Annotated in this window: 4 protein-coding genes; 3 read left to right on the top strand and 1 reads right to left on the bottom strand. The window is 74.2% G+C overall.

Translation table 11 applies throughout. The annotated features are described in order from the left end of the window. Positions 1-12,511, bottom strand: a 12,511-nt coding sequence (locus SSP24_RS40750; protein ID WP_218037148.1) for a type I polyketide synthase, incomplete at its 3' end; no start/stop codon positions are given. Between the two features lie 299 nt (positions 12,512-12,810). On the opposite strand from SSP24_RS40750, the gene SSP24_RS40745 reads away from it, so the two are divergent. From SSP24_RS40745 to SSP24_RS40735, 3 genes are all read left to right on the top strand, one after another. Beyond that, entirely contained in the window at positions 12,811-13,224 is a 414-nt protein-coding gene (locus SSP24_RS40745) for a YybH family protein (RefSeq protein WP_141316057.1), read from the top strand. Between the two features lie 128 nt (positions 13,225-13,352). After that, complete coding sequence (locus tag SSP24_RS40740; RefSeq protein WP_218037147.1) at positions 13,353-14,057, top strand: DUF2306 domain-containing protein; 705 nt, start codon at positions 13,353-13,355, stop codon at positions 14,055-14,057. Next, positions 14,054-14,470 carry a YybH family protein gene (locus SSP24_RS40735; RefSeq protein WP_141316052.1) on the top strand — a complete coding sequence of 139 codons (417 nt, stop codon included), beginning with the start codon at positions 14,054-14,056 and terminating at the stop codon, positions 14,468-14,470. Before SSP24_RS40740 ends, SSP24_RS40735 begins: the two co-directional genes overlap by 4 nt. Positions 14,471-14,783: the final 313 nt, after the last annotated feature.

Below are 14,783 nucleotides of genomic sequence, written 5' to 3'. Positions count from 1 at the left end.
GGTCGGCGTTGTCGGTGTCGGCGGTGCTGTCGGTGCGATCGGTGCGGATGTTATGACCGGTGCTATCGGTGCCGTCAGTGCGATCGGCGCCGGCGGTGCTGTCGGCGTGGTGGGTGCCGTCGGCGTCGGCCGCACGCCGTACCCGGACCAGCCGCGGCACCAGGATCCGCCCCTGCCGCAGAGCCGCCTGGGGCTCGGCCGACGCGGTGGTGACGAGCAGCCCGGCGTCGAGATCCGTGTCCGCGCCGATGTCCAGCAGGCCGAACCTGCCGGGGTTCTCGCTGTACGCCGTGCGCACCAGGCCCCAGACGCCCGCGTGGGCCAGGTCGGTGACGTCCTCGGGCCCTGCGGCGATCGCGCCCCGGGTGACGACGACGAGCCGGGACTCGGCGAACCGCTCGTCCGCCAGCCAGGCCTGCAGCAGACCGAGCGTGCGGTCCGTCACCGCGTGGACCAGGCCGGGCACGTCCTGGCCGTCGGCCGGGGACGGCGTGGACAACGGCACCAGCACCGTTTCCGGCACGGGCGCTCCCGAGCCGACCGCGTCTGCGAGCGCCGCGAGGTCCGGATAGCGGCGCAGTGAGTCCGGCCCGGGGCCCGGATCGTCGCCGAGCACCGCCCAGTTGCCGCTGTCCGTGCCGCTCACCGCGCCGATCTCGCTCCACTGCACTTCCAGCAGGCCGTCGCGGTGGCTGTCCACGGCCGTGCGCAGCGCGTCCTCGGACAGCGGCCGCAGGGCCAGTTCGGTCACCGAGGCGACCGGTGCGCCCAGGGTGTCGGTGACCGTCAGCGCGGCCGACTCGGTCCCGGTCAGGGACAGCCGGACCCGCAGCGCCGTGGCGCCGGTGGCCCGCACCGTGACGCCGGACCAGGCGAAGGGCAGCACCGCCGGGCGGTCCTCGTCCACCACGCCCGGCAGCAGGCTGTGCAGCGCCGCGTCGAGCAGCGCCGGGTGCAGGACGAACCGTGCGGCGTCCGGGTGCTGTGCCTCCGCGAGCGCGACCTCGGCGAAGAGTTCCGAGTCCGTGTGCCACAGGCGGCGCAGCCCCTGGAAGGCCGGTCCGTACGCGTAACCGTGCTCGGCCAGCCGGTCGTACACGCCGTCGAGGTCGGCCTCCGCCGCGTCGGCGGGCGGCCAGGCCGCGAGGCCGGGCGACTCCTGCTCGGCGGCCGTCGGCGCGAGCCGTCCGGTGGCGTGCAGGACCCACGGGTCGAGGTCGTCGCCGCCGGTACGGGAGTAGACCTCAAGGACGCGGCGCCCGGCCTCGTCCGCCTCGCCGACCACCACCTGGAGCCGTACTCCGTCCCGCTCGGGCAGCGGCAGCGGGGCGGCGAGGGTGAGGTCCTCGACCTGCTCGCATCCGACATGCTCCGCGGCACGCAGCGCGAGGTCCGCGAAGGCCGTGCCCGGCAGCAGGGCCGTACCGTGCACGGCGTGGTCCCACAGCCACGGATGCGTATGACGGGACAGCCGGCCGGTGAACAGGAAGCCGTCCCGCCCGGCCATCGCCACCGCCGCGCCGAGCAGCGGATGCCCGGTCCGGCCGAGCCCCAGGCCCGCCGCGTCGCCGGAGTCCGACGGCGCCTCCAGCCAGTGACGCGCGTGCTGGAAGGCGTACGTCGGCAGGTCCACCGGGCTCGCTCCGGCGAACACCGTCGGCCAGTCCAGCTGCGTGCCCCGCAGCGCGAGCAGCGCCAGCGCGGCGCCGAATGTACGGGACTCGGGCCGGCCGGAGCGCAGCACCGGCGTCAGGACGGCCGCCTCCTGGGACAGGCAGTCCTGTGCCATGGCGGTGAGTACGCCGTCGGGGCCGACCTCCACGAAGTCGGTCACGCCGTCCGCCTCCAGGAAGCGGATCCCGTCGTAGAAGCGGACGGCCGCGCGGATGTGCCCGGCCCAGTAGTCGGGCGAGCGCAGTTGCTCGGCGGTGGCGAGCACTCCGGTGACGTTGGAGACCACGGGGATCTCGGGGTCGTGGAAGGCGACGCCCGAGGCGAGTGCGGCGAACTCCTCGATCACCTCGTCCATGTGGGGCGAGTGGAAGGCGTGACTGACGGTCAGCCGCTTGGTCTTGCGGCCGCGCTCCCGCCAGTCGGCGACGATCCGCTCCACCGCGTCCTCGTCACCGGACACGACGACGGACCGGGGACCGTTGACCCCCGCGACGGCGACCGTGCCGTCGGCCTCGGCGAGCGAGGCGAGGACCTCCTCCTCGCTCGCCTGTACCGCGGCCATCGCACCGCCCGCAGGGGCGGCCCGCATCAGCCTGCCCCGGGCGGCCACGAGGGTGCAGGCGTCCTCCAGTGCGAAGACGCCCGCCACATGTGCCGCGGTCAGCTCGCCGATGGAGTGGCCGAGGAGACAGTCCGGGGCCGCGCCGTGGTGTTCCAGGAGCCGGAACAGCGCCACTTCGACGGCGAACAGCGCCGCCTGGGTGAAGTCCGTACGATCCAGCAGCGCCGCGTCCGCGGAGCCCGGCTCGGCGAAGAGCACGTCCTTGAGCGGCCGGGGCAGTTCACGGTCGAGGTGCTCGCACACCGCGTCCAGCGCCCGGGCGAACACCGGCGAGGTCTCGTACAGCTCACGGCCCATGCCCGGACGCTGGCTGCCCTGACCGGTGAACAGGAACGCGGTCCTGCCGCGCCGCGCCCCTTCGGCGCGCACCACCGAGGTCGCCGACTCGCCGCCCGCGAGCGCCTTCAGGCCGCTCAGCAGCTCCTCGCGGTCGCCGCCGACGACGGCCGCCCGGTGCTCGTGCAGGGTACGGGTGGTCGCCAGGGACAGGCCGACGTCGGCGGGCCGCAGCCCGGCGTGCTCGACCAGGTGCCCGTGCAGCCGCAGGGCCTGCTCGCGCAGGGCCGCCTCGTCCCGGCCGGAGACGATCCACGGCACGACACCGTCGTCCCCCCGCTGCGGCGCGGCGTCTGCCGCCCCGTTCGGCGCGGGGTCGGCCGGAGCCTGCTCCAGGATCACGTGCGCGTTGGTGCCGCTGATGCCGAAGGACGACACCCCGGCGCGGCGCGGCCGCTCCCCGTACCGCGGCCACTGCCGCTCCTCGGTGAGCAGCGCGACCGCTCCCGACTCCCAGTCCACGTGCGGGGACGGCTCGTCCACGTGCAGCGTCCTCGGCAGCGTGCCGTGCCGCATGGCCTCGATCATCTTGATGACACCGCCGACCCCCGCGGCGGCCTGCGCGTGACCGATGTTGGACTTCAGCGAGCCCAGGTACAGCGGCCGGTCCGCGGGCCGGTCCTGGCCGTACGTCGCCAGCAGGGCCTGCGCCTCGATCGGGTCGCCGAGGGTGGTGCCGGTGCCGTGCGCCTCCACGGCGTCCACGTCGGACGGGGCGAGCCCGGCGTCGGCGAGGGCCTGCCTGATGACCTGCTCCTGGGAAGGGCCGTTGGGGGCGGTCAGCCCGTTGGAGGCGCCGTCCTGGTTGACCGCCGAGCCGCGCAGCACCGCGAGCACCTGGTGGCCGTTGCGCCGCGCGTCGGAGAGCCGCTCCACCAGGAGCAGACCGACGCCCTCGGACCAGCCGGTGCCGGCGGCGTCCGCCGCGAAGGAACGGCACCGGCCGTCGGGGGACAGTCCGCGCTGGCGGGAGAACTCGATGAACGTGTGCGGCCCGGACATCACCGTGACGCCACCGGCCAGCGCCAGGTCGCACTCGCCCCGGCGCAGCGCGCCCGCCGCGAGATGCAGCGCCACCAGCGACGACGAGCAGGCGGTGTCGACCGTGAGCGCCGGTCCCTGAAGACCGTACGTGTAGGCGAGCCGGCCGGAGAGGACGCTGGAGAGGTTCCCGGCCAGCAGGAAGCCCTCGAACTCCTCGGGGGTCGCCGCGAGCCGCGAGGCGTAGTCGTCGTACATGGCGCCGGTGAACACGCCGGTGTTGCTGCCACGCAGCGCGGCGGGCGTGATGCGGGCGCTCTCGAAGGTCTCCCAGGCGGTCTCCAGCAGGAGCCGTTGCTGCGGGTCGGTCGCGGTCGCCTCCCGTGGGGACATCCCGAAGAAGGCCGGGTCGAACTGGTCCGCCTCGTGCAGGAATCCGCCGTGGCGGACGTACGACGTGCCTGGCTTGTCGGGGTCCGGGTCGTACAGCTCCTCCACGTTCCAGCCGCGGTTGACGGGAAATTCGGTGATCGCGTCGGTGCCCTCGGCCACGAGGCGCCACAGGCCCTCGGGCGAGCGCACCCCGCCGGGGAAACGGCAGGCCATGCCGATGATCGCGACGGGTTCGTCGGCCGGTACGGCCCGTACCGCGACCGTCCTGGCCGGGGTGGTGCCCGCGATCCGGTCGTACAGGTACCTGGCCAGGGCGGCGGGCGAGGGATGGTCGAACACGGCGGTGGCGGGCAGCCGCAGCCCGGTCGCGGCGCCCAGCTGGTTGCGCAGCTCCACGCCGGACAGCGAGTCGAACCCGGCCTCCTTGAACGACCGCTCCGGATCGACGGCGTCGGCGTCGGTGTGCCCGAGCACCGTGGCGACCGTCGTGCGCACCAGGCCGAGGACGGCGACGTGCCGCTCCGCCTCGTCGAGGGCGGCGATCTGCCGCGCCCAGGACTCCGGGTCGGCGCCCGCTCCGGGGCCGGAGGCGGCCGCGGCCGTACGCGGCCGGGGCCTGACGAGGCCGCGCAGCAGCGTGGGCGGCGGGCCGTCCGCGGCCCGCAGGCGCGCCAGGTCGAGCGCCGCGGGCACGGCGAGCGGGTCCGCGCCGGTGAGCGCGGCGTCGAACAGCTCCAGGCCGTGCTCCGGAGCCAGCGGCGCGATCCCGGTCCTGGCCCAGCGCGCACGGTCGGCGTCGTCCAGCGTGCCGCCCATGCCGCGCTCGCCGCCCCACAGGCCCCAGGCCATCGAGGTGGCGGGCAGCCCGAGCGCGCGGCGACGGGTCGCGAGGGCGTCCAGATAGGTGTTGGCGGCCGCGTAGTTGGCCTGCCCGGCCGTGCCGGTGACACCGGAGACGGAGGAGAAGAGGACGAACGCGGACAGGCCGCGGTCGCGGGTGAGTTCGTGCAGGTGCCACGCCGCGTCGACCTTGGGCCGCAGCACCGTGTCCAGCCGCTCCTCGGTGAGGGACTCCACGGTGGCGTCGTCGAGGACACCCGCGGTGTGCACCACGGCGGTCAGCGGGTGCTCGGCGGGCACGCCGTCGAGGAGGGCGGCCAGCGCCGCTCGGTCGGCCGCGTCCGCGGCCGCGACGGTCACCTGGGCGCCCAGCTCGGCGAGTTCCGCGCACAGCGCGTCGACGCCCGGCGTGCGCGGGCCGCGGCGGCTGGTCAGCAGCAGCCGGCGGACCCCGTGACGGGTCACCAGATGGCGGGCGAGGAGGCCCCCGAGGCCACCGGTGCCGCCGGTGACCAGCACCGTGCCATCCGGGTCGAAGGGCCGCTCGGCCCGTTCGGCCTCCGGCGCCGTCCGCGTCAGCCGCGGCACATGCAGCCGGCCGTCGCGCACCGCCACCTGCGGCTCGCCGCTCGCGAGCGCGGCGGGCAGCAGGGCGCCGCCCGGGCCGTCGAGGTCGACGAGGACCACTCGCCCGGGATGCTCGGACTGCACCGACCGGATCAGGCCCCACACCGGCGCGGCGTCCAGGCCGTCGACCGCATCGCCCGGGCGCACCGCGACGGCGCCGTGCGTCACGAACACCAGCCGGGTGTCGGTGTACCGAGGGTCGGACAGCCATCGGTGGGTCAGCCGAAGCGCGCGCCGCGCCGTGGCGTGCGCGGCCTCGGCGGTGTGCGGGGCGCTCGCTTCGGGCGGGAACGTGACGACGACGGCGTCGGCACCCTCCGGGTCGGGCAGCTCGTCACCGGCCGCTTCGGCCAGTGTCGGCCCGGCCGTCGCGGGCGTCGCGACGGTCGGCCACGCCACGGTGAACAGCGAGTCGGCGAGGGTGCCCTCGGCGGAGGCGAGCCGATCCCTGGCGACGGACCGCAGGGACAGCCGCTCGACCGTGGCGACGGGTGCCCCGGTGTCGTCCGCGAGCGTCAGCGTGTAGGTGTCGGGCCCGGCCGGCGCGATCCGGGCTCGCAGCGCGGTGGCGCCCACGGCGTGCAGGGCCGTCCCGTCCCAGGAGAACGGCAGCCGGATCACCCCGGTTGTGTCGCCGGCGCCGGCCGCGTCGAGAACGAGCGGGTGCAGCGCCGCGTCCAGCAGCGCCGGGTGTATCGCGTACCGGGCGGCGGAGTCGTGGTGCTCGTCGGGCAGCCGCAGCTCGGCGTAGATCTCCTCGCCCCGGCGCCACAGCGCCCGCAGCCCCTGGAAGGCGGGGCCGTAGCCGTAGCCGAGCTCCGCCAGCCGGGCGTACACGTCGGTCAGTGGCACGGCGACGGCGTCCGCGGGTGGCCACTGCGTCAGCCCTTCGGGAGCGGGCGCGGCAGTGGGCTGTCCGGCCAGGGTGCCGGACGCGTGACGGGTCCACGGCGCGCCTTCGCCGTCGGTCTCGGGCCGGGAGTGGACGGCGAACGGGCGAGCACCCGAGGTGCCGGGCGCGCCGAGCGTGACCTGGACGCGGGTGTCCCGGCGCTCCCGCAGGACCAGCGGGGTCTCCAGGGTGAGTTCCTCGACCCGTCCGGCGCCCGTCTGCTCTCCCGCGGCCAGGGCCAGTTCGAGGAAGGCGGTGGCGGGCACGAGGGTGCTGCCGCCGATGCCGTGGTCGGCCAGCCACGGGTGCCTGCTCAGCGAGACCATGCTGGTGAGCACCAGCTCGTCCCGGTCGGCGAGTTCGACCGACGTGGCGAGCAGCGGGTGGTCGAAGGCGGTCAGGCCGAGGCCGTGCGCGTCGCTCCGCTCCTCGGGCACGAACCAGTAGCGCTCGTGCTGGAACGCGTACGTCGGCAGGGCGGTGCGGGCGGCGCCCGGGAAGAACGACGCCCGGTCGAGGGCGGCGCCGCGCACATGGGCCAGGGCGAGCCCCGAGGTGAGCACCTCGGCCTCGGGCCTGCCCGAGCGCAGCAGCGGGATCGCCGTGGCGTGCTCCGTGGTGAAGGAGGCCTCCGCCATGGCGGCGAGTACGGCATCGGGGCCGACCTCGACGAACCGGGTGACACCGTCCGCCTCAAGGGCGCGTACGGCGTCCAGGAAGCGCACGGTGCCGCGGATCTGGCGCACCCAGTAGTCGGGCGACACCAGCTCGTCGGCGGTGGCGAGCGCCCCGGTCAGCGTGGACACCACCGGGATCGAGGGCGCCCGGAACTCCAGCCCCGCGGCGACCGTGCGGAACTCCTCCAGGACACCGTCCACGTGCGGTGAGTGGAAGGCGTGGCTGACGCGCAGCCGGCGGGTCCTGCGCCCCTGCTCCCGCCAGTGGGCCGCGACCTGTTCGGCGGCGTCGTCGTCGCCGGAGACGACGACCGCCGCGGGGCCGTTGACCGCGGCGACGGCCAGGGCGCCTGCGTGGGCGGCGAGGGTCTCGGCCACCTCGGCCTCGTCCGCCTGCACCGCGATCATGGCGCCGCCGGCCGGGGCCGACTGCATGAGCCGGCCGCGCGCGGCGACCAGCGCGGCGGCGTCGGACAGCGAGAGCACGCCCGCCACGTGCGCGGCGGCGAGTTCGCCGATCGAGTGGCCGGCCAGCCGGTCGGCGACGAACCCGTGGTGCTCCAGGAGCCGGAACAGCGCCACCTCCACGGCGAACAGCGCGGGCTGGGTGTACGTCGTCCGGTGCAGCAGCTCGGCGTCCGGCGAGCCGTCCGCGGCGAACATCACCTCCAGCAGCGGCCGCTCCAGATGGGCGTCCAGGGCGGCGGCCACGGCGTCCAGGGCCTCGGCGAAGACCGGGTGGGTGTCGTACAACTGGCGCCCCATGCCCGGGTACTGGGCGCCCTGCCCGGTGAACAGGAACGCCGTCCCACCCGCCCGTACGGCCTCGCCGCGCACCACGTTCGGCGCCTGGACGCCGTGGGCCAGCGCGTCCAGGCCCGCCAGGAAGCCGTCGGTGTCCGTGCTGATCACGGCGGCCCGCCGGTCGAAGGCGGTACGGGCGGCAAGGGATCGGCCGATGTCGGCGACCGGCAGTCCGGGGTGGCTCTCGACGTGCTCGCGCAGCCGGGCGGCCTGTGCCCGCAGCGCCTCTTCGCTGTGCGCGGAGATCACCCACGGCACGGGCGCCGTCGGCGCGGGGGGCGTCGGTGCCGGGGCGTCGGCGTCCTCGGCCTGTTCGAGCACCACATGCGCGTTGGTGCCGCTGATCCCGAACGACGATACGGCGGCCCGCCGCGGCCGGCCGGTGCGCGGCCACTGGCGCTCCTCGGTGAGCAGCTCGACCCCGCCGGACGACCAGTCGACGTGCGGTGTGGGCTCGTCCACGTGCAGGGTCCTGGGCAGGGTCCCGTGCCGCATGGCCTGGACCATCTTGATGACGCCGCCGACGCCCGCGGCGGCCTGGGTGTGACCGATGTTGGACTTCAGCGACCCCAGGTACACCGGCCCCCGGCCGTCGCGGTCACGGCCGTACGTGGCGAGCAGGGCCTCCGCCTCGATCGGGTCGCCGAGCCGGGTGCCGGTGCCGTGCGCCTCGACCGCGTCGACGGCGTCGGCCGGCAGGCCGGCGTCGCGGAGGGCGTCGCGGATCACCCGCTGCTGGGAGAGGCCGTTGGGGGCGGTGAGCCCGTTGGAGGCGCCGTCCTGGTTGACGGCGGTGCCGCGGATGACCGCCAGCACCTCGTGGCCGTTGCGGCGCGCGTCCGACAGCCGCTCGACGAGCAGCAGACCCACGCCCTCGGCCCAGCACGTGCCGTCCGCCGCCTCGGCGAAGGACTTGCTGCGGCCGTCCGGGGCCAGGCCGTGCTGCCGGGAGAACTCGACGAACATGCCCGGCGAGGACATGACGGTGACGCCGCCCGCCAGGGCGAGACCGGTCTCGCCGGAGCGGAGCGACCGTACCGCCATATGCAGGGCCACCAGGGATGAGGAGCAGGCCGTGTCGACGGTGACCGCCGGGCCGGTCAGCCCCAGCTGGTAGGCGATGCGCCCGGACATCACGCTCGCGGTGGTGCCGGTGAGGACGTGCCCCTGGACGCTCTCGGGGGCGGAGTGCATGCGCGGGCCGTACTCCAGGGCCGTTCCGCCCACGAACACACCGGTACGGGTGCCGTGCAGCGACACCGGGTCGATGCCCGCCCGCTCCACGGCCTCCCAGGCGGTTTCGAGCAGCAGGCGCTGCTGCGGGTCCATCGCCAGCGCCTCGCGCGGCGAGATGCCGAAGAACCCCGCGTCGAAGCCGCCCGCGTCGTGCAGGAAGCCGCCCGCGCCGACCGCGCTGCGGCCGGGCCGGCGCAGCTCCGGGTCGAACAACTCCTCGTCCCAGCCGCGGTCGTCGGGGAAGCCGGAGATCGCGTCGCCGCCCTCGGCGACCAGCCGCCACAGGGCCTCGGGGGAACCGACGCCCCCCGGGTACCGGCAGGCCATGCCCACGATGGCGATCGGCTCACCGGAGTCCGCTGGACCCGGCCGCGCGGCGGCGGCGCCCGCTTCCCCTTCCCCGGCGCCGGTCAGCTCCGCCAGCAGGTGCCCGGCGAGCGCGGCCGGCGTCGGGTGGTCGAACAGCAGACCGCTGGGCAGGGTCAGGCCGGTGGCCGTGGCGAGCGCGTTGCGCAGCTCCACCGCCATCAGCGAGTCGAAGCCCAGGTCCTTGAAGGCGGCCCTGAGGTCGACCGCGGTGTCCGGTGCGTACTCCAGGACAGCCGCCGTGTGCGCGGACACCAACTCGGTCACGGTGCGCAGGCGTTCGGCGGCCGGCAGCGCGGCGAGCCGCTCCGCGAGCCCACCGGGCGAGGACGCCGTGGGCCCGGACGGCGCGGGGGCGGCGGCAGGACGTGTCGCGGAGGCCCGCGAGCCGTCGAGCCAGTACGTCTCGCGCTGGAAGGCGTACGTCGGCAGGTCGGTGCGCCGGGCGCCGGTGCCGGCGTAGGCCGCGGCCCAGTCCACCTCCGTACCGCGGACGAAGACCGAGGGGAGCGCGGTCAGCAGCGACTGCGGCTCGGGCCGGCCCGCGCGCAGCGCCGGGACGGCCGCCACGGCCTCGGCGTCGAGCACGGACTCGGCGGCCATCGCCGAGCACACGCCGTCAGGACCCAGCTCCAGGAACGTGGTCACGCCCTCGGCCTCCAGGGCCCGGACGCCTTCCAGGAACCGGACGGGACGGCGCACCTGGTCCACCCAGTAGCCGGGCGAGCACCACTCGTCCGTCACGACCCGGCCGGTGACCGTGGACACCACCGGGATGCGCGGCGCCCGGAAGTCCAGCGCCTCGACCACGCGGCGGAAGTCGTCGAGCATCGGCTCCATCAGCGGCGAGTGGAAGGCGTGACTGACGGTCAGGCGCTTGGTCTTCCAGCCCTGTCCGGCCGCCCGGGCGGCCACCGCCAGGACGGCCTCCTCCTCTCCCGAGACAACGGTCGCGCGTGGCCCGTTGACCGCGGCGAGGCCGATACGGCCCTCGTATTCGGCGAGCAGTTCGAGCAGCTCGTCCTCGGAGGCCTGTACGGCGATCATGGCGCCGCCCTCCGGAAGCGCCTGCATCAGCCGTCCCCGGGCGGTGACCAGGCGCGCCGCGTCCGGGAGCGAGAGCACGCCGGACACATGGGCCGCGGCCACCTCTCCCACCGAGTGCCCGGCCAGGTGGTCCGGGCGTACGCCCCAGGACTCCACCAGCCGGTACAGCGCCACCTCCAGGGCGAACAGCGCGGGCTGCGTCCAGCCGGTGCGGTCCAGGCCCTCGCCGGAGAAGACCACCTCGCGCAGCGACCGTTCCAGGAGCGGGTCCAGGTGGGCGCACACCTCGTCGAAGGCGCTCGCGAAGACCGGGAAGGTGGCGTACAACTCCCGCCCCATGCCCGCCCGTTGTGAGCCCTGACCGGTGAACAGGACGCCGAGCCCGCCCGGCTGAGCCGAGCCCGTGACAACGCCGGGCGCGGGCGTCCCGGTCGCGAGCGATGCCAGACCGGCCCGCATCTCCTCCTCGCCGCCGAGCAGTACGGCACGGTGCGCGAACAGGGTCCGGGACGACAGCAGGGACCAGCCCACGTCGGCGGCACCGGCGGAGCCGTCGGAGAGGAACGCGTGCAGCCGCCCGGCCTGGGCGCGCAGCGCCTGCGGAGTCCGGCCCGAGACAACCCACGGCAGCACGTCGGCGGCGGCCGGGGTGCCCGACGGGGCATCGAGGGGCGACCGCTCGCCGGGGCGGGCCGGGGCCTCGGTCAGCACCACATGGCAGTTGGTGCCGCCCATGCCGAACGAACTCACCCCCGCCACCAGCTCCTGGTCGTCACGGGGCCAGGGCGTCAGCTCCTGCTGAACGGCAAGTCCCAGCTCGGTCAGGGGAATTCGGGGGTTGGGGGTCTCGAAGTTCAGGCTGGCCGGCAGTCGGCGGTGGCGCAGGCTCAGCAGGACCTTGAGCATCCCGACGATGCCCGCCGCGCCTTCCAGGTGCCCTACGTTGGTCTTCGCCGAGCCGACGAGCAGCGGATCGGCACCGCCGCGCCCGGCGCCGAGGGTCGCGCCCAGCGCCGCGGCCTCTATGGGGTCGCCGACCGGAGTGCCGGTTCCGTGCAGTTCCACGTACTGCGACGACGCCGGGTCGACCGACGCGTTGCGGTAGGCGGCCCGCAGTACACGCTCCTGGGCCTCCTCGCTCGGCACGGTCAGACCGGGGGTCGAGCCGTCGTTGTTCACGGCGCTGCCGCGGATCACCCCGTGGATGCGGTCGCCGTCGGCGACCGCCCGTGCCAGGGGCTTGAGGATCAGGACACCGCCGCCCTCGCCGGGCACGAAGCCGTTCGCCCGGGCATCGAAGGTGTAGCTGAGACCGTCCGGCGACAGTCCGCCGAAGCGCTCCTCGGTGACCGCGTTCTCGGTCAGGACGTTCAGGTTGACACCGGCCGCCACGGCCAGGGAGGACTCGCCCGACCGCAGGCTCTCGCAGGCCAGGTGGACCGCGACGAGCGAGGAGGACTGGGCGGAGTCCACGGTCAGGCTCGGCCCGTGCAGACCGAGGTGGTACGAGACCCGGTTGGCGATGACACCCCGATTGACCCCGGTCATCGTGTGCTGCGTGATCGCCTGCGTGCCGTGCTGGTACACCAGATTGGTGTAGTCGTCCCGCAGGGCGCCCACGAACACCGACGTACGGCTGCCGCGCAGCGAGGCCGGCACGAGACCCGCGTCCTCCAGGGCCTCCCAGGCCAGTTCGAGCACGAGCCGCTGCTGGGGATCCATGCTGACGGCCTCGCGGGGCGAGATGCCGAAGAAGGCCGCGTCGAAGTCCCCCACCCCGTCGATGAATCCGCCCCGGCGCGGCCCCGGCCGCCCGTCCGGCGCGCCCTGCGCCGCGGGTGCGTCCCAGCGGCCCGGCGGCACGTCCGTGATGGCGCTCCGTCCGTCGCGCAGCAGCTCCCAGAACTGCTCCGGGGAGGACGCCATGGGCAGCCGACACGCCATTCCGACGACGGCGACCGCACCGTCCCGCCCCTCGTGCGAATTCGCCGCCTCCGACCGGTGCTCGCTCGCCATGTGACTCGTCCGCCCTTTCGTCGCCGCCGGCAGGCGGCTTGGTCCGCGATGTGCTGCGCTTGTCCAACACGTGCGTGAAAACGGGTAATTGGTGACCGCCCGGCAACATTAACCAGGAGCCGAATAGCGGCGATCAGTGAGCGGTAATATCGCGATAACTGGGCCCGCAAGACGGCCTCGTGGACGTCCTGTTACCTCCCGATGAGAGCCCCCGGCTAGGTTGACCCGCGGATTCGCGTAGCCACGCGCCGACGAGTCCGGAAAGCCACAAGCAGCCCTGTTCTACGGAGGTTCCAGTCATGGCGGAGATGGTCGATGCCGGCGGGCACGCGGGCGGTGTGGAAGAGCACCTGGCGTTCTACGTCCGTACGTTCAACGAAGGCGATGCCGACGCCATCAACCGGCTCTACACGGAGGAGGCGGTGTCCGTCTGGGAGCCCGGAAAGCCGCTGAGCGGAGCGGAACGGAAGGCGAATCTCGCGGAATTCCTCACGCTGCGGCCCAAGCTGACGGCGAAGATCCGTGAGTCGCACGTCACCACGGACACCGCGCTGCTCTCCGTGGACTGGACGATGGAGATCGACGGCGAGGACGGAAAGCGGGAATCATTCGGCGGGCTCGCGACCGACGTGCTGCGCCGCGGTGCGGACGGGAATTGGCGTTATGCCATTGACGACCCGTACGGCGATCCGCGGAACGCCACCGCCGGATGAGCGTGAAATCCCCGCAATCTTCCGTACCCGTTTCAACCTCGGCCGGGGAACCGGCCGATCGAGGCAGGGCCGGAACGCGGCAGTGGTGGCAGCGCCCGTGGATCGGACCGCTGGCGATGGTGTGCGCGGTGTTCCTGGTGCTGTCGCTGCCGCGCTATCTCACCCTCGACCCCCGCCAGTCCCGCGTCCCCCAGCCCGGGGATTTCACGCTCCACTACCCCTTGCTGGTGGCGCACATCCTGTTCGGGACCGTGGCCATCGTCACCTGCTGCCTCCAGATCTGGCCCTGGCTGCGGCAGGCCCACCCGACGGTCCACCGTGTCAGCGGACGGCTGTACGTCTTCGCCGGGGTCCTCCCGGCGGGCGCGCTGGGGCTCGTCCTCGCCGCTACCAGCCCGAGCGGCCTGACCATGCGCATGAGCAGCCTCATGCTGTCGTCGCTGTGGCTGATCTGCACGATCGCGGGGTACCGCACCGCCAGACAGCGCAGATGGGGCGACCATCGTCGGTGGATGGTCCGCAGCTTCGCGCTGACCATGGCGATCGTACTGAGCCGCGTCTATCTGCTGCTGCTCATGGCCACCGTCCTGCCGGTCCCCGCCTCGGACGACCCCGCCGTACAGGACGCCTGGAACGACGCCCTGGTCGGCAACGCCGACTGGCCGGCGTGGATCACCACCCTTCTGATCGCCGAGTGGTGGCTCGTCGAGCGGGGCGCGGGCGCCAAACACAAGGCACGGGCCGCGCGGCGCAAGGCCGCTGCCGCCGCATCCCCACGTGACAACGACCAGACCCGCACATCCGCAGAGGAGAGAGGGACAGCTCCGTCATGAGCATCGACACCGATCTGTACAACCTGGAACTCACCGACGACCCCGACCGGCAGAACGAGGTCTTCCTCATCGCCTTCAACTCCTACGACGGAGCCGTCTTCGACCGGCTGTACCGCGACGACGCGATCTCCAATTTGTCGGGCACGCCGCTGACCGGCGCCGCACGCAAGGAGAAGATCACGGAGATGCTCGCGCAGAAGCCGTCGCTGGAGGCGACCCTGCGCCACTCGTACACGGCCGGGGACGTTCAGCTCATCGTCGTGGACTACCGCCTGGAGGTGCCGGGCCCGGACGGCGAGCGTCAGTTGCTGCGCGGCACCTGCACCGATGTCCTGCGCCGCGGTGAGGACGGCAAGTGGCTCATGGCTATCGACCGACCCATACCGCTGGAGCAGCCCACGGCGGCTGCCTGAGCAGTCCTGCACGACAACGGCCTCCGGCCGAGCGGTGGTGTGCCGCTCGGCCGGAGGCCGTCGTCGTGCCCATGACTTCGTTGCGCCCACGGCTTCCCGGAGGGCCGGGGCATGGCGCTGTCGGGTCGTGCGGGTGCTGTGCGGGTGGGTGCGCACACGCGGAGGCGGCCCGGTGGATGTGCCCGGGGCTTGGCAGGGCGGCGGGCGTACGGCGTCGTCGGGCTGCACGCGTGGCTGTGCGGCTCGGGGCAGGCCGCGTGCCTGCGCTGTCGCGCTGCCCGTGCGGTGTGGGCGTGCGCATGCGGGGGGGGGG

It is taken from the genome of Streptomyces spinoverrucosus, from assembly GCF_006539505.1.
In the GTDB taxonomy this organism is placed as follows: Bacteria; Actinomycetota; Actinomycetes; order Streptomycetales; family Streptomycetaceae; genus Streptomyces; species Streptomyces spinoverrucosus.
This window is presented reverse-complemented; position numbering and strand designations above follow the sequence as displayed.

What these genes read in the sequence shown, in the direction of transcription:
- SSP24_RS40745 (WP_141316057.1), top strand. Translation starts at nt 12,811, where the DNA reads ATGGCGGAGATGGTCGATGCCGGCGGGCACGCGGGCGGTGTGGAAGAG.
- SSP24_RS40735 (WP_141316052.1), top strand. Translation starts at nt 14,054, where the DNA reads ATGAGCATCGACACCGATCTGTACAACCTGGAACTCACCGACGACCCC.